This window comes from uncultured Sunxiuqinia sp. (assembly GCF_947495665.1).
Lineage (GTDB): Bacteria > Bacteroidota > Bacteroidia > Bacteroidales > Prolixibacteraceae > Sunxiuqinia > Sunxiuqinia rutila.
This window is the reverse complement of sequence record NZ_CANLZV010000008.1, coordinates 59,772-79,117: the sequence shown is the minus strand read 5'-3', so window position 1 is coordinate 79,117 and position 19,346 is coordinate 59,772. Positions and strand designations below refer to the sequence as shown.

Sequence of the window (19,346 nt, the reverse complement as noted above, 5' to 3'; positions counted from 1 at the left end):
GACATCCTGGCATTGGTGGAATCCCCCTTTTTAGGGGATGATCGCAATCAATCGGCAGTTTACTTTTTTTTTGACTTTGCGGCTTGTGGTTAATATTTAACGAAAAAGAGGATGAATCGAAATAAAGCAACTCATTTAATTTATGCGCTATTGTTTTTGCTACAGCTTGTTCTGCCCGGTGCAAAGCTACAAGCAAAAACACCCGTTTTCAACATTAAGAACTTTTCAAAGAACAATTACCACGCTTCCAAGCAAAACTGGGCAGTTGACCGCAGCCCCAACGGTTTTCTATACTTTGCCAACCATGGCGGTCTGCTGGAGTTTGATGGTGTAGACTGGAAACTCTACCGGCTTCCGAATGAAACCAACCTGCGCTCGGTTCTAGCCCTGTCCGATTCCCTGATCTACACCAGTGGCTACCGTGAGCTGGGCTATTGGCTGGCTGATGAAAACGGATTTCTGCAATACCATTCCCTGAATGAACTTGCCGCTCCGTATTTCTCCGACAACGAAGAATTTTGGAACATCGCCATTTTGGATGACGCCGTCTATTTCCATTCATTCAACAGTGTTTTGATTTACCGCAACAAGGAGATCAAACCGATCAAACTCCCCGGATTCTCGAATACCATGCACCGGGTAAATAATGATATTCTACTGGCAGTAAGCGACCAAGGGATTTTCAAAATAAAACAAGACGGGCAGACACAGCCTTATATCCAATCGTCCTTCTTTAATGGTCTCACGATTCGGTTCATCCTTCCTTACGGAAACAATCAAATCATGTTTGGAACCAATTCCAATGGCATTTTCATTAGCGATGGTCAATCCATACGTGAGTGGAATCCTACATGGACAGACTATTTCAAGAAAAATGAAGTAAACCGCGGATTCTTTGATCAACAAGGACGTTTAATTATCGGAACGCTGATTGATGGCATTCTCATTTTTGAAAAAGACGGCTCGCTGGTCTCCCGATGCAATACCGATCATGGGCTCCAAAACAACACGGTACTTGGAATTACGACCGATCAGTTCAACAATATCTGGCTGGCCCTGGATAACGGCATCGATTTTATCTCCAATGATCGAAACCTGGGGTTTGAAATTGAAACACTCCCGGAAATTGGCGCTGTTTATGATGCGGCTGTTTTTGAAAACCAATTGTACCTGGGAACCAATCAAGGCTTGTTCAGGCGAGCGATCAATGACAACCAGGGCGACTTCCAACTCGTTCCTTCCACGCAGAATCAGGTATGGGAACTTCAGATTTACAACAACCACCTTTTTGCCGGACACAACGATGGCACCCTGTTGATAAAAGACGGTAAACACCAATTTATTTCGAGACAATCGGGTGGTTTTTCCATTCGTGAGGACCCAATGAAAGCAGACTACCTGCTGGAATCCACGTATTCAAACATCATTCGCATAAAGCAGGAAGAAAACACCTACCGGCAGGATGGTGTAATAAAAGGATTTTTTGACCTGATTCGCTACATTGAAATTGATCACCTGGGCGACATTTGGGCCAGCCACATGCGACGAGGCATCTACCGGCTTCAGTTGAACAACAAACGCGACAGTGTGCTTAACCGCATCTACTATGGCAAAGAGTCGGTGTTTAAAAAAGACCATTCGGTGCATGTTTTTAAGGTTGAAAACCGAATTGTTTTCACCACCGAAGAACTCTTGTACACCTATAATGATTTAACGGACTCCATCCTCCCCTACGATTTATTCAATGAGCAGCTGGGGCCTTTTATAGCCTCTAAGCGAATTATTGCTGGGCCCGACCATCATTATTGGTTTATTACGGGAGAGCAAATTGGCTTGTTCAAAATTTTCAACAACACCATTGAGCAGATAAAAACCTATCCTCGATCGCTGTTTGCGGGCACTGAGCTCATTGAGGATTATGAAAATATTTTGCCCTTAACAGAAACCAAAGCCATTGTATGTCTTGAAAACGGAATTGCACGAATTGATGCTGCAATAAGCGACACGAGTTCTGTTATTGAAAGCTTTCAGCCCAAGCTCCGCGATTTGGAACTGACCTCCAGCCGTGGCGAAACCGTCCGAGAGGCCATTTCCGGACAGGATGTTCATATAAAATACAAATACCATAACCTGCATTTGCGGTATTCTTTTCCGTACTACACGCATAATCCGATTTATTTCCAGTCGTACTTAAAAGGACTGGATCAGGACTGGTCTGAAAAATCAACCGAACCGCGTTTTGTTTTTGACCGCTTGCCCGCCGGCAACTACACCTTGCTGGTTAAGGCCATTGACCAGTGGGGCAATGAAAGCCAGGTCGACTCGCTATCGTTTAAAGTGGCGCCGCCCTGGTACCTCACCAATTACGCCCGGGCAATCTACCTGCTTCTTTTTGTTGCGGGCTTACTGGGCTTCCGCACCTGGGGAATTCAGCAAACACGCAAAAAAGAACGCCTGGAACACGATAAAAAGGAAAAAGAGCTGATTCGCTTGCGTAATGAGAAGCTCCGGGACGAGATTCAGCATAAAAGCAAGGAGTTGGCCAACTCCACCATGTCCATCATCAAAAAGAATGAGTTTCTTTTGGAGATAAAAGAACTTGTATCGAAGCAAAAAGAACAGCTGGGATCGCGCTTTCCGGACAAGTATTACAATCATTTGAACCGAAAAATTGATGAAAACATGTCAAGTGATGATGACTGGCAATTATTTGAAACCAACTTCGAGCGGGCCCACGAGCAGTTCCTTACCAAGATCAAATTGCGGTACCCGGAACTGACTGCCAAAGACCTGCGCTTATGCGCCTTTCTTCGTATGAACCTGTCGTCCAAAGAAATCGCTCCCCTGTTGGGGATCTCTGTTCGTGGAGTAGAGAATCACCGTTATCGTCTGCGTAAGAAAATGAACCTTGACCATGATGAAAAATTGACGGATCTGATTTTAGAGCTTTAGAAAAAAAAAGAACTATTTTTTCACGAAATAGCCATATTTGTTAGGTAGTTTTTCAAGATTTACTATATTTGCACTCGCATTCAAATACGGGTGTAGCTCAGTTGGTAGAGCACTGGTCTCCAAAACCAGGTGTCGGGCGTTCGAGTCGCTCCTCCCGTGCAAAAGAGCTGTTCTTCGGAGCAGCTCTTTTTTTATTTTCGTCCATTTTTTGCCACATTATTCCCCTCCCTTTCGCTTGTATTTTTTATATTTATCAGAATCAACTTGTTCCATCCAAGTGAACAGGAAAATGACCATGAAAAAAACAGGAATAATTATGTCGATGAAACATACCGGTTCATGCCTTTGTGGTGAAATTACTTTCGAAATTGAGGGAGATTTTGAGCATTTCTTTCTTTGCCATTGCAAACGTTGTCAAAAAGACACCGGCTCGGCCCATGCGGCAAATTTATTTTCTACTTCGGCAAAACTGCGCTGGCTGTCGGGAGCGCATCAAGTCAAAACCTTTCGTTTAAGCGCAACCAGGCACGCTAAAAGCTTCTGCCCCTCTTGCGGATCAGCGCTTCCCATTCTTCAGCAAAACGGCTCACTGTTGGTTGTTCCGGCAGGCTGTCTTGACACCAAGGTGCCCATGACACCCAAAGGACATATTTTCATAGCTAGCAAAGCCAATTGGGACAACAAGCTGGATGAAGTTCCCTGCTTTGATCAACTCCCCCAATAAGGGCTCTCAAGCCCGCTTCCGGCTGCACCTCGTGCTGGCTTGCTGAAACTGCCTGGTTCACACTACAACCAGGCATAAAAAAAGCTGCTCCAAAATTATCGTTCGATAATCCCGAAGCAGCCTGACTATTCAAAACTCGACTAATGAGTATTTTCAAAGCTTCAGTTGTCGATCACCTGAAGCTCTATGTATCTTTTACAGCACTTGCTCAGCCAGCTCGTTGAAATAGCTGATGTTTTCCTGAATATCCGGAACTGAATTCTCCCAGTTATGCTCGTATTCAATGGAGAACAAGCCTTCAAAACCTTGTTTCTTCAGCTCTACCAGCATGCCGTTCATGTCCAGAATACCAGTTCCCCAAATCACATCGTGTTGCTCGGCTTCGCCTTCCACCTTTTCCTTGATATCCTTAAAGTGAAGCGCTTTCAGGCGTCCTTCATATTTTTTCAATCCTTCTACCGGATCAACACCCATGCGTTTCCAATGGCCCACATCGGCACAAGCTCCAATACGGTTACTCAAGCCATCAACCGCCTCCAGGAACAAGTCCGGATTCCAGTAATTCGATGGCTTTGGGTGATTATGAATGGCCACGTCAATCCCAAATTGGTTTGCCAGCTCATCAACATATTTCAGGTGTTTGTATTCGGGCTCACTCGTGATTAGTTTAATTCCCATCTGATTGGCAAACTCGAAGAGTTGTTTCCACTCGGCCTCGTCTTTGCAAATAACCACGCCGCAGGCAACAATTTTCACCTCTTTCGAACGGGCATATTCCAGCACTTGATGTTGGGTTTTCTTATCCATCCGGAAGTCCATGGAACCTTCCATACCTTCTCCCAGAGGCTGACCAAAGTACACTTCAATAGCTCCCAACCCAAGCTGATTCACTTTATCAACAGCTTCCTTGAAGGTAAATTTATGAAAGGTGTAGCTCTGAACGCCCATTTCCCAGCCGGCCTTTTCCAACTTTCCCTGTTGGGTTGAAGGCTTACAAGCCGCGGTCAATACAAGCAAGAGCAATACGCATTTGTAGATCATTTTTCTCATGATTATTCGATTTATGGGTTCATTCTTAAAGGTTTAAGCTATACCGGCCATTTAATTTCCACGCCCTGGCTCTGGATGAATTGCTGAAAATCGGCCAACAGTTCTCTATTTTCGCGCACCTCGCGTGGCTTAACCTGCTTTTTCGAAGCAAAGTGAACCAACATGCCCACCACTTCGCCAATGTTCCACTCAACCGGGTGCAACCTGTAGCAACCGTTGGTAATGTGTGTTGTTCCGATATTTTTAGAGGCTGGAAGTAAGTTATCCATTCGCTGTGGAATCAATGATCCTAAAGGCACTTCAAAAGGAAGAGAAGGCAAATCGATGTAGTTATCGCCTTTGGTTGAAGGGTGCAAATCCAGGTAGTAGGATCCGACACCAATGCTGTCATAAAAACTTTCGCATTTAGTAGCGGCTTCCTTGCCTTTTACCAGGGTCCGGTTTTCAACACCTACGTGTTCTTCCAGCACGGTAAATAAGGATTTGATTCGTCGCCCTTCACGAATGTACGGGTATTTGGCCATGCCATCATCGGTTCCCATTACATCCTTGCGTAAACGAATTCCGGGCCAACCAGCACCACCATCCGGCCGCTCCACTTCAGTTTGAAGCCAGTAAATCAAAGATAAATTCAGTTGACGGGCGCCTTCCACATGCTTTTGAAACTCTTTCTCGCTAACATCTACCAAACGCCCCAACAGGTAATCATTCTGAGGCCAGTTAACAACAGTCATATCACCGGCATAAGTGCCCGGCGTGAAATTATGACGGTTAATAATTTTCCGGTAATTCCACAGATTCATCACATCCCCCGTGCGCCCTCCTTCGGGGTGAAAGCCCAAGGTTTTTGGCTTCAGGGTCGATGGCGATGAATAGGTCAAGTCAAGCAAACGTCCGGGCCATTTGGGCTCCATTTGGGGCACAAAAGAACGCCAGAAATCATAGTTCGCAGGTTTATCAATCACATGGTTTTCACCCGGACGGTAATCCAAGGCAAAACACAAAGTAAAAGCTTGTTCGTTTTCAGGATCACCCACTTCCGGCGCATGCAGTTCCCCGGTTTCCTTTTTCGATTCAGTTCCGGTTACATATTCGGTTCCGGTCATCGGCAGCAAATCGCCCATTTCCGTGGCGTCAACAAAATAAGGGGCCGCAAGAACAAGGGCTTCATCCCTGCGCATATTCAAAACTTCCAGCCCTTTAACACGGCTTCCATCCACATCCGCTGCCGTCGCTTTATGTTCCAGCAAAAGCGTCAGTTGGCCAGAACTAACAAAGGGAGCAAACATGCTGTTCAGAACGGCAAGAGCAACTTTGGGTTCCACACACAAGCGGGAAACGGCACCATCACCGGGGTTCAGGTTTTCCTTAGCGGCAGCAGCTTCCGTCAAGGGATAATTACGTCTGTAGTAATCCCGCAATCCCTTCCGGAACTCCCGAAACAGCTGAGTTGCCCCATGGGTTTCAATCCAACGGTGTTCATCCAGCGGCACCCCTTGCTGAGTTATTTGTCCACCAATCCAATCGGTTTCTTCCGTCATAATTACTGAAAGTCCGTTGCGCAAAGCCCCCAAAGCACATGCACAACCTCCCATTCCGCCACCTGCAATGACCAGATCCGCTTTCATTTCCTTTCCAGCTTTCCGTCTATTGCGTTTTGCCGTTTGACCCGGTTTTCCGGCCGGACTTGCGATCAGCGGAGCAGTAGCCAGCAACCCTCCTGTTGCTCCGAGCATTCCAATAAAATTACGTCTTTTCATATCTATTTTGTTTTAGCCAATCAAGTGGTCAAGCCGCATCCCATTGGCTTCCTGATTTATATTAGTTACTTCTTTAATCTCGTTGATAATTATTCACAAAACCAGCATTCGGTCTTAGCTCAATGACTTTTTAAGACCGGTAACATTTCATCCATAGAAAAATCCCAATTCAATACCGTTCCCATCACCTGCAAAATCATGCCTGCGGTTTTCAGTTGTCCCCGGTAAGAAGGGTGTGAATCAGAACCCAAATCTGTCTCCGGATTCAGCAGTTGGCGCGGTACTCCCACGAAAACCACATCTCCTGAATTTATTTCAACTCGCACCTCATGCACCATGCGTTTGGTATAGGTAAAGGCAGGCTCATCCATCATGGGGCCCGTAATGCAAAAGATTTTCACCCCCGGGTAAAGCCCCAGCAGTTTATGCAACAGTGCTTTTCCTGCTTCCACAAAATCGGCTTCATCCGGAAATGGCTGAGTAGAAAAATCGTTGGTTCCAAGGTTAACCACAATCGCGTCAGGCTGGTAGTTCGTCAGCTCGTAACGCCTTGTTGAATCATTGTCCAACAAGTAATCCAAGCGTGCCGGCATGGGCTGAAGTTTCACAGACACCTTTTCCGGATCGCCATAATTTCGAACCATTCCGAGTCCCGAATGCGATATTAAGTGATACTGCGCCTCAAAAGCCCTTGCAATTATCGGTGCGTACGATTTTTCACAGTTCTCCGTGGAAGGTTTAAACCGTTCTGTTCGGTTTTGTCCTTCGGTGCCGTAGCCACAAGTGATGGAGTTCCCGATGAACATCAGTTTTCTGGCTGGTAAAGCCTCTGGCTCAATCAGGCTTTCTTTCTCACCCAGGTAAAGCCCATAAAACACGGCAGTGCCCATATCTGCTTCCGTCCGTTTTACCAGTCGCAACTGGTGTGTCCCTCGTGCAAGGCGTTCCGGAAACCACCAAACCGTGTCGTTAACGGCATGTACTACCTGCACCGGATAATCGTCCACCCAAACATTGAAATAATTCCGTTCGCCGCCTTTCAAGCGAATGCCAAGCACCTTGCCTGAAAAGCCGACAGTAACCGTTACCCCGGGCCAGTTGTAAGTGGCTTCACCCTGCTCTACAGCCACCCGCCCCATGTATTGAAATTCCGGGCTATTGGCAGCAAAAAACCTGTTTTTACCGGCTCCCCAACTGCTGCTGGAGAACCAAACCAATACAACCAACAGCAGGCCAATTTTCAAGAAGTAGCTTCTTTTCATTTCAACGAAGCATTAATTGTCTCCAGGGTTTGCCAGCACTGATACAGCCCGCGTGGCACATGGAAACACCCTTTCCACTTTCCACCCTTCAGCGGAAGCAATACCTCGCCTTGACGATTCAGGTAGCCAAACCACTCCGAATGTTCTTCATCTTTAAAGTGCGACCAGGTGTAGTCGTGTACTTTTTTAAACCATTCCAGGCTTTTCTCAGAACCGGTCAGTTGGTAACCTTTCAGCATGGTGATCAAGGTTTCAATATGAACCCACCAAAGCTTTTGATCCCATTCCAGCTGCTGCGTTGGATGTCCCAAACGATCCATGAAATAGAAAATACCGCCATGTTCCTGATCCCAACCATATTCAACCATTTGAATGGCTATTTCGTTAGCTTTCGTAATCAAATCCGGACGATTAAGTCGAACGCCCAGGTCCATAATAAACCACATGGCTTCAATGGCATGCCCTGGGTTAAGCAAACGCCCGTCAAAGGTATCCGACAAGGTCTCATCTGCATTCAGATTTTCAACCACCAGCCCAAGCTCCGGCCGATAGAACACCTCCATCACTTCATGAATACAGGTTTCCATCGTTTCCTTCAGAAAATCTTCGTCCAGCAAGTGCTCAATTTCCAAAGCCAGGTTGCACAAAATCATGGGCAAGGCAAAGTTTTTCAGGTTTCGGGTACCCGGATAGGCCTTGTTCCACTGCCCTTTGGGATTGCTGGTTTTCGCCAAAACAAGCTCAAATGTTTTTTTGGCGATATCAGCATACTCTTGGTTTCCGGTGGCTTTGCTAAGCTGTCCAAATGCCATGCTGGCAAAAGTGTAGGAGAAAATATTGTAGGGTTCTACCAAGGGTTTCCCATCCTGCGTAAGCGAAAAGTACCAGTTCAAATTCCCGTCATGCCCGTATTTCTTCAGGAATTCAGCTCCTTGAATAGCTGCATCCAACCATTCCTGTTTTTGTTCTACCTGGTTGTACAACATTGAGAACAGCCAGACTTCGCGTCCCTGCAACCAAATAAATTTATCGGTATCAAACACGTTTCCTTCCCGATCAAGACATGTAAAATATCCGCCGAATTCTTTGTCCTGCGAACAGTTCAACCAGAAAGGAACGACATTTTCCAACAGTTCCTTCTGGTATTTCTCGGCCAGTTGTTTAAAATCTGTTTTTTCCATTGCTTCAGCAATTATTTAAATTGAGCCAGGTATTCCTGATAACGATTATACAAATGTCCGGCCTGCAAGTATGCCGACTGCGGACTCATAAAGTGCGAAAATTCAAAGGTGATGGCTTGCTCCATTCCGGCGCGCTCAGCAGCTTGCAGTTTCATCAGCAATTTCTCCCATTTGATGGGTAAAAATTTAATGGGCATATCGCGGTCAAAGGTTTCTGAGTTGGTCCAGCTGCGAATGCCATATTTATCAGCCATTTGCTTGTTGACTTGGAGAAAGTCATCCAGCTCATCAAACTCGATGTGTCCATCCTGAAAAGCGACAATGTCCACCGAATCCTTGATGCCGTCAAAAATCTCGCTCCAATCCTCTTCATGACGTTTCAGGCTCACTCCTTCACCACGACTTGTTTCGGCCTGGTACTGGCTAATGTTTTTAATGCCATCAATGTAAGGCGAAATCAAAGTGGTTAGTTGTCCTGAAACCGCTTTACAGTGCTCGCCAAGGCCCGAGTACATTTTAATGATCGAACCGGTTTTGCGGCTGCATTCCTGCGAGATATACCAGCCTTTAAAAGCTGGCATATGGCCGTATTTAGCCCAGACCTCTTCAATCAGTGCTTTGTTTAAGTCCAGTTCCGACTGGAAATCGCCATTCACCCAGTAACGTCCGGAATCGTACAAACCGAAATAAAAATCCATTCCATGCTTGTCGCTTAATTCCAGAAACATCTGCACAAGATCAACCGATGGTTGATAGGCCCTTTCCTGCTCCATCAATATTTTTGACGGATAAGTCAGCCATTTACGATAACCGCTGCGTATTAAAATAACCGCATTGATGCCAACCTGTTTCATGTAGGCAAAATCCAGATCCCATTCCTTTCGGCCCCAATTCTGGTGCGGAATGTCATGACTGATTTCGTCCAAAAAAGTTCCTTTTATCTTCATTCCTGTATGCGTTTATGTCTTTTAAATTCTTTATTTTTTTTTTACAACTTAATGCCTTCTTCGTTAAATACATTTCGCCAAGATCTAGAGCTTTGCCAGCGGCAGCTGCCTGCCTGAAATAATCCCTTGACAAGCCAAAGCAACATCCGTGTGTTATTAAAATTCTTCATAGTCCTTGATCTTATCCAACCAATTATATTTCAGCACAATTGAAGTTACAACAAAAACCCCTAATGCGATATATAAGCCATTATAATGTCTGATTACCAAATAAATTGGCGCCACGATGAGGGTCATCTGCCAAATAATACCAATCAAAACATTGAAACTATCACGTGCCAAATCTTTATTCTTGGTCAGGTTGGGATAAACCTTTTGTGCTTTTTCATGAACAGCTCCCCACCATCCCCACGGACGAACGTTCTTATAAAACTCAATCAGGGTTTCATCATCGACTGGCTTAGAGAGTAAACATCCCAAGAAACTACCGGTAGAAGCCACTAACAAAATGAGTGGGAATAGGTAAATATCCGGCGTGTCGGGGAAGAACAGGAACTTGATGGTTGATGCCAGGAGGCCACCGACCATTCCCCAGAAATACCCGTAACCGTTAAATCGCCACCACACCCATTTCAGTACGTTGGCTGCCACATAACCGCCATAAAGCGATGAAGTGATCCACAAGGTGAGTGAATTAATTGATGCCGAGAAAAACCCAAAAACAATCCCGATTGCCACAATGCTAATTGAAGCGATGTAGCTAATGCGAATGTATTTCTTGTTCGAAGCATTGGGATTGATGTATTTCTTATACAAATCGTTGACAATATAAGCCGGAGCCGAGTTGACAAAGGCCGAAAAAGTTGACATAAAAGCAGCCAGCAAACCAGCAAGAATAATTCCTTTCAGACCTACAGGAAGCAGGTTATTGATAACAAAAGGCAGAATTTTCTCAAAATCCACTTCTCCTCCACTGGCTTTCATCATCGGCACTACCAAAGTCAGTCCCAACACGCCTAAGCCAGCCACCATTAAATAGCGCGGAGGGTAAAGTACCAAGGAGGTTAAACCACTCATTTTTGCGGCATCACGCGGCGTTTGAGTTGATAGAACCCGCTGCATATCGTAACCAGGAACAGGGCCGGCCAAACTGGAAAAAATGCCTTTAAAAAACATCATCATAACCAGAGCCCCCAACATGCCAAATCCATCTTCAGCTATTTTATCATTCACCTGGTCGAAAATACCAGACCAGTCAAGACCGGTATTCCATGTGGGCATAATGTCGAACCAGCCATTGGGCACAGCCGCATTAATTTGCTCGGGAGTAACATTAACCATGGCAAACCAAGCTACAGCCACACAGGCAATCGTCATCACAAAAAACTGCATCACTTCGGTAGCCACCACACTGTACATCCCCCCTTTAATTACATAAAGCGTGGTTAACGAAAGCAGGATTGTGGCATATACATATTCCGAAATCAGGTGTATTGAACCAATCGTGATTGATAAATCCCATGGGAAAATGGTGACAGCAAACTTTCCGATGCCGACAAAGAAGTAAGCAATAAAACCAATCGCACTGATGATCGCAAAAACCACCACAATGATGTGTGAAAGTTTCCCGCCCTTATCATTTCCAAAGCGTGTGGTAATCCATTCGGCGCCGGTCATCACATTGGATCGACGCAACCAAATGGACATAAACACCATAATAAAAATCTGATTCCACACCGGCCACAGCCACGGAATCCAAATACTCTTCACTCCATACACAAAAAAGATGGTCACCGTCCAGGCTGTCCCGGAAATATCAAACATACCCGATCCGTTGGAAAGTCCCAGGTAATACCATTTTAACTGGTTCCCTCCCAGGAAATAGTTTTGAAGATTTTTATTCGCTTTCCTCGAAATCCAAAAGCCAATAAAAATGCTCAGGATAATGTAGCTGACAATGATCGATATGTCAATTAGTTCAAATTTCATTCTTTCAATAATTAGTAATTCATATTTTCTATCAGGTTACGAACCCGATTTCCCCTCTTTCGTTTTAAACCCGCCAAATAATTTTCTTCCCGGTCATCCAGTAAACCAAGCTCATAGCCCCAATAACCAAGGCCACAGCGCGCAAGGCTCCCAGCCAAGGTAATCCGGCAGGATACAAGGCCTCGTAAACACCATACAAAAACGTGACTTTCAGAAATGGAAACACAAACCAGCTGGTTACCACATAGGCCATCAAGGGGTTGCATCCCGCTCCGGCCAACAACTTAACCACAGCTGATTCTTTCCAGCGATCAACGACATAATCAAAAAACATCAGCAGACACAGGGCCATGCCTGAAGTCAAAATCATGTAAGATGCCGTCGCGTAATCTTTTTTTATTCCTCCCTCGACAGGTTCTATTATCAAGCCAATAACAATCAGGTAAGCTGCAAGCCCAAACAGCTGTTGATAATTTGGCAAATGCTTTTTCACCAATCCATACAAGCCCACAAGCATCAAAGGCGTTACGATAAACGTAGCCAATATCCATCGTTGAAAAAGCGCTGTAGTTAACCACACAACCAGCACAAGCAAACCCGGAAAAAACAAATTTTTCCATGGCGAAGTGCCAGTCAAAAGCTGGTTTTCGGTTGACATTTTTAAGCGCTCTACCAGCATGTCACCCACAGCTGTTGCCGGAATGATGAGCAGCATATAGTGACTCATCCGGAATAAGAAGAACCAGGAAGTAGGCTGAAATCCATCGACAACAGCATCGAAACCGGTGTACTTACAGGCCAGCTGAACAGCCCCCCAAAACACAAACAAAGCAGCCCGCGCTACCCAGCTGTTTCGGGTAAAATACCAGCCAACAGCCCCCAACAGATACACATTAGCCAACAACAGGATGATGATATTGCTGCGGTGTAAGGAAAACTCCTGTCCGTAAACCAGGCGCAAAACCAGCAATAGGGCAACCGCTCCTCCCCAGCCAACAATGCGCCACAGACGTTTTCGCTTTTGATCCTTTATTATTCTGAACATAGGAAACATCAGGCCAAAACCAACCAAAGTCAGCCATTGCAGGTCGTACCCCTGAATCGATTGTTCGCCCAGCATAAATGAAAACAGGCTTTCGCCGATGGCATAAGGCAAAATATGTGCAATGTAAATGGCAAAAACCACCAAGGAAAAAAAACGGCTCGCAACAGATTTTCCGAGCGCTAAGGTGCTCGCACCGCTGGTTATTTTCTTGGTTAAAGCCAAAGGGATAGCCGCTCCCATACAAAATATGAAGACAGGCAACACCAGGTCAACCCAAGTTATCCCGGCTACCTGCGGATTGAAAGCATGGGTCGGTGGCGGACATTGCGCGTGATACATCCATGCCGGCAACGCACCTCCAAAAGGAATGGTGGCAGCAAGGACCATCCCGAAAATGGATAGTCCACGCAAAACGTCCAATGATAAAGCTCTTTTCATGGTCTGGCTACTTAATCCAGGTCTTGTTTGTAGCGATTACCAAAGCGGTCAACCACTTCTACCGTTATTTGGGCTGACGGCACCTGAGGTTTTGCCCGGAACATATGGTTGTTTTTGCGGGCATCAACCCACTTGTAAGCAAGTTTATCTTTATCAGCGTAAGCTTTAGCTGTTTCCGGATCTTTGCCACTGTAAAGCTCCATCTCTCCCATGCGCTGGCCATCTTCGTACCAATACACTTTCCACTCCGGATCATAGTTCCAGACATTCGCGGTTACAAAATCAGGCTGCTCGGGATTAGTTCCCACAGCATAAGCCCGAAATTGGTAGTCTTTGTCGTAACCCGAACTTTTAAAATACCAAGTCAGCTCCGAACCATTCGCCTCAAAAACAGCATAACCTTTTGGTGTTCCGTCTTCGGCATAAGGCCCTTGCCACCATGCCCCACAAACCGCCGACACATTGTGCTCAATCAAGCGTGGAGAAATGATGGTATTGCTGTTTTGATGGATGTGTCCCGAAATAATATGTCCCTGATAGGGTTTCAGAAGTTCATATAAGGCATGCTTATTCGCAACCGACTGCGATATGGTTGAATACGAAAACTGTTTCAAATCCTGCTCATTCAGCGTGGTTGGAATATGAAGGTTAACGACCACGGTTGAACCCGCTTCAACATGCGACAAATCCTGCTCAAGCCACGCCAGCTGCTCTTCGGTCAGGTATCCAATGTAGAAGTAATCGCGTCCGAGGTAAAAAACATTATTCAGCACTACGTAATGGATCTCCCCGCGATTAAACGAATAATAAGCCGGTCCAAAATATTTTTCAAAAGTTTGTTCAGCCTTTTTGTTTGAACGTTTAGTGAAATACATGTCGTGATTCCCCATGGACTGATAAAACGGAATACCTGAGAGGCTCAATAGACTTTTAATGCTATCGTACAGCGCAGGAACGTCGCCTACAATGTCACCAGCTCCTAGGCCATGAAAAGGGCGTGGCGCATAATCGTCCACCAGTTTTTTCAAATCGGATGCTACTTCGCGCGCCAACAGTGCTTCCTCGCTGGTTTTAAGCTGCGGATCAGCCCAAACCACAAACCCATGTTGGCTATCATCGACATCCATTCTTTGCAATTGAAAATCAATAGCTTTCATCTTCTCACCAGAAGAAACTGGCTGAAAAAACTGAGGCACTGAGTTTTTCACAGGTACCGTATACCCGGATGGCGAAGAAATATATACGAAGCTACTCTCTTTGGATACCGGCAGCGTGTAATTTCCTTTTTTATTGGTTACTACCGTGTTCACCCCATCGGTAACCACCACCCCAGCTAAGCCTTTTCCAGCAGCTGAAACTTTTCCTTTTGCAACCCGACTATCATTTTTTGCGCTTCCCGAAAGGGAAAACAGAAAAAAACCGATCAGAATTGCTGCTATTTTTAATTTCAAGTTCATAATTAATCCTTTCTCATTTCTATACTTCCACACGTTTCATGACAACCTAACAGCAAGGAGATATTGTTTAATCCTCTGTACCTGAACTCACTATTCCTTTTTTGATTTCATCCCACAAATCATAGTGAATCACCTGAACGATATCAAAAATCATTAACCCGTCAGACAATGTCAGGCAAAGTTTGACGGCATCAATCAGATCACTGCCATTCATTTGATACAAGTCAGCATACAAACTACCTATAACCGGCACCTCTTTTTTGGTTAAGACCTTTGCTTTCCACAGTCCTCCTTCAATCGTGTACCAACCTGGTCCGTACACCTGGTTATAGTAAACTCCGGTCATGTAGGTATCCAGCAAATCAGCATAACCGAAATTTTTATAGTTATCGGTAAACATCCAGTTGGTATAATCATCGTCCTGAGGATTGTACTCTTTGCTAGCCCAGTTTACCCCAAATTCAAAATAAGAAGGATACCAAGCGCCAGTATAGGTACCAAAGTCTATTTCTGGCCTCAGTTTTTTTACACGTTCGCGAGCCAAGGCAAAAAAATCATGAATTAGCTTAGCTCGCCATTCCAACCACTGAGGGTAAAACGGCCCCGGCTCACGGCCCCAGTTGCCATTATCCAATTGCTTCCATCGAAAAATATCATCTGGAAAGCGAACAAGCGTTTGGCCAATATAAGTTTCGAACAACTGCCGCGAGAGGGAACTAAAATCACTGTCAATCCCATCAAAGCGACAGCGATCCAGAATAATTCCATCCAGTTCATACCCGGCAACCAATTCTTCAATAATGCTTAAGCAATAGGCCTGCACTTTGGGATTAGCCGGATTGAAGAAAGCAGCATACTGCGACTTTTGCGTTTTAATGTCCACTAATCCTTCCGGCTTATTCAGCAGGGTAGTCAATTCGGCAAACTCAGGATCGCGATAAACAACGCCGGCGTCAAAATAGTTGTGCCCGCCCGAGAAAACATTAACAGAAGCATGAACACGCAAATTCCGCTTACGACCTTCCTGAATAAACACCTCCAGGTAGTCCCAGTCGTTTTCGCGCTGGTAACCTTTCCAACTTACTAGTTGGTCAACAAAATTACTGTCGAAAAGTACGTCGCCACTTACCGGCCGCACATCAACAACCAAGTCGGTTATTCCAACCTCAAGACATTTATCCAGGTAATACTGAATAGAATCAATGTAACTGAAGCGTTGAAAATTGGCAGAAGCGTCAAACCATAAATACTTAGGCTTTTGAATGGCCGGATGGTCCGACTCCGTTTCCGGAACCGATTCACTCTTATCCTGACAGGCCTGGATAATACAGACCAGGGCGACAAAAAAAAGGCCCAGTAAACGTATGACACTTCTACTCATAACCCAGCCTTTATTGTTTTAAGGTTTCAGAAAGTAAATCCCACCAATTGCGATCGATGATATGCACAATATCAAAAAGCATCAGACCATCCGATTTATCCAAGGCCATTTTCAATGCCCGCGCAAACTGTTCTTCATCGCCTTCGTACTGATCAACATAGATGCTGCCACAAAATGTAGTTGCTCCCTGGATCAACTCATTGGTCATATCCGCACAACCTTCCACGGAGTACCAGTATTCACGGCCTTTTCCCATCGCAGCTTCAGTGCGGTTAGCCATCATTTCTTCATTCATTTTCTCAACTTCCTCTATCGTTACCTCTTTAAAATAAAGGCCGCCCATAAACAAGTCGAGCAATTCGGCATACCCGGTATTCCGGTAGTTTTTTGTCGCCCAATCATACTTCACCGATTGGTTGTACTTTTTACTGGCCCAGTTTACCCCCAGCTCATAATAAACCGGATACCAGGCACCAGCATAAATTCCAAAATCAATATCCGAATCGATATCTTTAATCGTTTTTCTGGCATCGGCACAAAAATCATGAATGATGGTTGCACGCCACTCAATCCATTGGTTAAAGTGCTTGCCACGCTTCCATACATCGGCTCCGTTTTCATCCTTTGCCCAGTAGATAATATCTTCGGGGAATTTTTCAACTTTAATGCCGGCATAGTCCTCAAACATAGCTTTTGACTGCGGACTGAAATCCGAAGTAATTCCATCGTAACGCATTCGGTCGAGAATAATCCCTTTGATGGATGGATACATTTTTACGAACTCACGGATTATGCTGAGTTGGTATTCCTGAACTTCGGGCAAGGCCGGATTTAACATCCCGTTGTAGTTCCATTTCATTTCTGAAATTGGCCGCAAACCATCTATCCAGTAATTGATGGATTGCCAATCGGCATGGTCGCCATAAATAATTCCACGGTCGAAAAAGTTATGTCCGCCGCTAAACACATTCAACGAGGCATAAACGCCCAATTTGTGTTTCCGAGCCTTTTTCAGAATTACTTTGACCATGTCGTATTTATCGGGACGAACCACTCCCTTCCACTCATCCATGTATGGCGCATACTTGCTTTTGAATAAGGTTTCCCCCATGATGGATTTAACATCCACCACCAAGTCTGTAAATCCAACTTGTTTTACCTTTTCCAGGTAAATGTCCACCGAATCAGGATAACTTAAGCGCTCAAAGTTGGCTTCACAGTCCAACCACATGTAAAGAGGTTTATCTTGCTTTCTTTCACCTGCCAAAACAGTGTTGCCTTCTGTCAGACACCAACTCCCCAGCCATAGGCTGAGGAGCAGAAGTGATTTCAAAAATAGTGTTGTATTCATCTTCTTTGTTCTCTTAAAATTACCGTCCTGAATTGTCTGTTTCTCCTGTGGGTTAAAGGCTACGGAATGGCCCGTTTTTCAATGCTTCAAGCTGTTGTTCACTCAGTCCGTTAAATGAGAACAGACATACGCCATCAGCTCCGCCTTCTCTTGAAACTTCAATTTGTTCCAGGAGGGTTTCAGGAGTAAAACCCAGGTAGGGTCCTAAGCCCACAATCGAGCTAACCTCAGTTCCTTCAACAATATCCATCAAGCTTTGCGTTTCGCTTCTCACCACCTCGTTGTCAATGGCATAACTCATAATATAAACGGCATCCACTTGATCATTCTTCACCCATGATCCCCAGTTCTGGAATTTCAACCTTGTACTTTCAATTGGGTTGGGCACCACATCCACCGAAAGTTTTACTTCTTTATGTTTGGTTTGTAAAAGGTCATTCACTTGATTGACAAAACCAGTAACATTATTTATGCGGTAATCATTCCACTGTTCCCATTCCTTTTTGTTTTCAGGAGAAATGGCCATAATGTCGAAATTCAACTGATTACGAACTTGCTTGCGACAGTAATCGCAATAGCAGAATCCTTTCTCCCAAGGCTCACTTAACGAATAGCGGATATAGTCCAATTGAACTTCCTTAATAGCATATCTTTCCAACATGGTATCTACTGTTTTCAGCAGAAAGTCGGCCACTTCAGGACGTGAAGGACAGAAATAATGAAAGCCAGGCTCCAATTCAGCAAAAATTTCTCCATGTCTGAATTTTCCGACCCATTCCGGTTTCTGTTTTACCAACGGAGAGTTGGCGCCTCCAACAAAAAACATTTCGCACCAAGGGATCACCTGCATGTTGTATTTTTCACATTCCTCCATCATAACCTGCATCGGATCCCAGCCTTCAAATTGGGGAAGCTGAGGCAGTAAAGCATGGGCATTGGGGTAGATGGCATAACCATCGTAGATTGTTTCGGGCAGTATGGCATTGATACCAGCGTCAGCCATGCGTTTGATGGTCGCTTTTAATTTATCAGGAGTTTTATCTCTTAGGCGAACCCAAACGCCTCTAAACTCATTTTCACGTGGTTCGAACGAGTTATAATACAATTTCTTTGCGCTTTCCAGCAGCTTTTTACCATGTGCCAGAGCCGAGTCGGTATCTTGTTCCTTTTTGGCTTTTTCAAACGCTTCAAAATCGGCTTGCCCATTTTTTACAAACAGGTCAATAGCCTGTGTATTGGTCATTTTACCAGCTTCAGCACGTTGCAAGGCCTTCTTATACAATTCACGTGCCTGGTAGATGAAGGTATTTTCGGTTGTGGCAAAATGAACAACATCGCCTTCCAATTCAATTTCCATCCCAACATTCAGGGCTTGGTTTATCCAGCGGCTTGCACTTTCATTGCCCGAAAGCACCAGTCCGTCTGCAGGAATATCAGAATTATTTCCACCAATATTCATCACGCGTCCATGTTGAATAACGGCTTCACTCCCCCATTCATTCGTTCCGGTTTTTTCACCAAAAGCATTGGTGTATGCTACCAAATGATGTGAGCCTCGCCCTCCCGGAAAATCCTTGTTCTCAGGATTCACAGAAGTTAATTTTTTTGTCCCTTTCTCATGATAAATGGCTGGCTCCAAAGAAGTGTCCAGCCAGGATGTTTTTGTTTGACATCCCATTAAGCCTAACATGCAAAACAATCCGATTAAAAAGTAATGCTTCATTGCTAAATTATTTTCGATAAACAAATTCAATCTTTCTTTAACCTTTTTCTAAAAACCAAACAAGCAGTGTATTTATAAAGAAAGTA

General features: G+C 44.8%; 13 protein-coding genes and 1 tRNA gene. 3 read left to right on the top strand and 11 right to left on the bottom strand.

The window, feature by feature from the left end; translation table 11 throughout:
* The first annotated feature begins 111 nt into the window (after positions 1-111).
* The 3 genes from Q1A18_RS11645 (at position 112) to Q1A18_RS11635 (ending at position 3,676) form a co-directional block, all read left to right on the top strand.
* Entirely contained in the window at positions 112-2,952 is a 2,841-nt protein-coding gene (locus Q1A18_RS11645; protein ID WP_299580028.1) for a triple tyrosine motif-containing protein, read from the top strand.
* Between the two features lie 86 nt (positions 2,953-3,038).
* Positions 3,039-3,111: transfer RNA gene (locus tag Q1A18_RS11640), tRNA-Trp, on the top strand.
* Positions 3,112-3,247: 136 nt separating this feature from the next.
* Complete coding sequence (locus Q1A18_RS11635) at positions 3,248-3,676, top strand: GFA family protein (RefSeq protein WP_299580026.1); 429 nt, start codon at positions 3,248-3,250, stop codon at positions 3,674-3,676.
* Positions 3,677-3,871: 195 nt separating this feature from the next.
* On the opposite strand, the gene Q1A18_RS11630 is transcribed toward Q1A18_RS11635, so the two are convergent.
* The 11 genes from Q1A18_RS11630 to Q1A18_RS11580 form a co-directional block, all read right to left on the bottom strand.
* Entirely contained in the window at positions 3,872-4,726 is an 855-nt protein-coding gene (locus Q1A18_RS11630) for a sugar phosphate isomerase/epimerase family protein (RefSeq protein ID WP_299580023.1), read from the bottom strand.
* Positions 4,727-4,764: 38 nt separating this feature from the next.
* On the bottom strand, positions 4,765-6,486 hold the full coding sequence (locus Q1A18_RS11625) for an FAD-dependent oxidoreductase (RefSeq protein ID WP_299580020.1): 1,722 nt from the start codon (positions 6,484-6,486) through the stop codon (positions 4,765-4,767).
* Between the two features lie 119 nt (positions 6,487-6,605).
* Positions 6,606-7,748 carry an SGNH/GDSL hydrolase family protein gene (locus tag Q1A18_RS11620; RefSeq protein ID WP_299580017.1) on the bottom strand — a complete coding sequence of 381 codons (1,143 nt, stop codon included), beginning with the start codon at positions 7,746-7,748 and terminating at the stop codon, positions 6,606-6,608.
* Positions 7,745-8,929: an AGE family epimerase/isomerase gene (locus Q1A18_RS11615; RefSeq protein WP_299580015.1), complete on the bottom strand. Its 1,185-nt coding sequence runs from the start codon at positions 8,927-8,929 to the stop codon at positions 7,745-7,747. The genes Q1A18_RS11620 and Q1A18_RS11615 overlap by 4 nt, the downstream gene beginning before the upstream one ends.
* Positions 8,930-8,940: 11 nt before the next feature.
* A complete protein-coding gene (locus Q1A18_RS11610; RefSeq protein WP_299580012.1) occupies positions 8,941-9,876 on the bottom strand; it encodes a DUF4434 domain-containing protein in 936 nt (311 codons plus the stop codon).
* A 156-nt stretch (positions 9,877-10,032) separates the two neighbouring features.
* Positions 10,033-11,865: a sodium:solute symporter family protein gene (locus tag Q1A18_RS11605; RefSeq protein WP_299580009.1), complete on the bottom strand. Its 1,833-nt coding sequence runs from the start codon at positions 11,863-11,865 to the stop codon at positions 10,033-10,035.
* A 64-nt stretch (positions 11,866-11,929) separates the two neighbouring features.
* Positions 11,930-13,348, bottom strand: coding sequence for a DUF5009 domain-containing protein (locus Q1A18_RS11600; RefSeq protein ID WP_299580007.1), 1,419 nt, complete (start codon positions 13,346-13,348; stop codon positions 11,930-11,932).
* An 11-nt stretch (positions 13,349-13,359) separates the two neighbouring features.
* Positions 13,360-14,805 (bottom strand): calcineurin-like phosphoesterase family protein, encoded by a 1,446-nt coding sequence (locus tag Q1A18_RS11595; protein WP_299580004.1) that lies wholly within the window; start codon positions 14,803-14,805, stop codon positions 13,360-13,362.
* Between the two features lie 67 nt (positions 14,806-14,872).
* Positions 14,873-16,186 carry an alpha amylase family protein gene (locus Q1A18_RS11590; protein WP_299580001.1) on the bottom strand — a complete coding sequence of 438 codons (1,314 nt, stop codon included), beginning with the start codon at positions 16,184-16,186 and terminating at the stop codon, positions 14,873-14,875.
* Positions 16,187-16,196: 10 nt separating this feature from the next.
* Entirely contained in the window at positions 16,197-17,537 is a 1,341-nt protein-coding gene (locus Q1A18_RS11585) for an alpha amylase family protein (protein WP_299579998.1), read from the bottom strand.
* A gap of 52 nt (positions 17,538-17,589) precedes the next feature.
* Positions 17,590-19,260 (bottom strand): family 10 glycosylhydrolase, encoded by a 1,671-nt coding sequence (locus Q1A18_RS11580; protein WP_299579995.1) that lies wholly within the window; start codon positions 19,258-19,260, stop codon positions 17,590-17,592.
* Between the last annotated feature and the right edge of the window lie 86 nt (positions 19,261-19,346).

What these genes read in the sequence shown, in the direction of transcription:
- Q1A18_RS11645 (WP_299580028.1), top strand. Translation starts at nt 112, where the DNA reads ATGAATCGAAATAAAGCAACTCATTTAATTTATGCGCTATTGTTTTTG.
- Q1A18_RS11635 (WP_299580026.1), top strand. Translation starts at nt 3,248, where the DNA reads ATGAAAAAAACAGGAATAATTATGTCGATGAAACATACCGGTTCATGC.
- Q1A18_RS11630 (WP_299580023.1), bottom strand. Translation starts at nt 4,726, where the DNA reads ATGAGAAAAATGATCTACAAATGCGTATTGCTCTTGCTTGTATTGACC.
- Q1A18_RS11625 (WP_299580020.1), bottom strand. Translation starts at nt 6,486, where the DNA reads ATGAAAAGACGTAATTTTATTGGAATGCTCGGAGCAACAGGAGGGTTG.
- Q1A18_RS11620 (WP_299580017.1), bottom strand. Translation starts at nt 7,748, where the DNA reads ATGAAAAGAAGCTACTTCTTGAAAATTGGCCTGCTGTTGGTTGTATTG.
- Q1A18_RS11615 (WP_299580015.1), bottom strand. Translation starts at nt 8,929, where the DNA reads ATGGAAAAAACAGATTTTAAACAACTGGCCGAGAAATACCAGAAGGAA.
- Q1A18_RS11610 (WP_299580012.1), bottom strand. Translation starts at nt 9,876, where the DNA reads ATGAAGATAAAAGGAACTTTTTTGGACGAAATCAGTCATGACATTCCG.
- Q1A18_RS11605 (WP_299580009.1), bottom strand. Translation starts at nt 11,865, where the DNA reads ATGAAATTTGAACTAATTGACATATCGATCATTGTCAGCTACATTATC.
- Q1A18_RS11600 (WP_299580007.1), bottom strand. Translation starts at nt 13,348, where the DNA reads ATGAAAAGAGCTTTATCATTGGACGTTTTGCGTGGACTATCCATTTTC.
- Q1A18_RS11595 (WP_299580004.1), bottom strand. Translation starts at nt 14,805, where the DNA reads ATGAACTTGAAATTAAAAATAGCAGCAATTCTGATCGGTTTTTTTCTG.
- Q1A18_RS11590 (WP_299580001.1), bottom strand. Translation starts at nt 16,186, where the DNA reads ATGAGTAGAAGTGTCATACGTTTACTGGGCCTTTTTTTTGTCGCCCTG.
- Q1A18_RS11585 (WP_299579998.1), bottom strand. Translation starts at nt 17,537, where the DNA reads ATGAATACAACACTATTTTTGAAATCACTTCTGCTCCTCAGCCTATGG.
- Q1A18_RS11580 (WP_299579995.1), bottom strand. Translation starts at nt 19,260, where the DNA reads ATGAAGCATTACTTTTTAATCGGATTGTTTTGCATGTTAGGCTTAATG.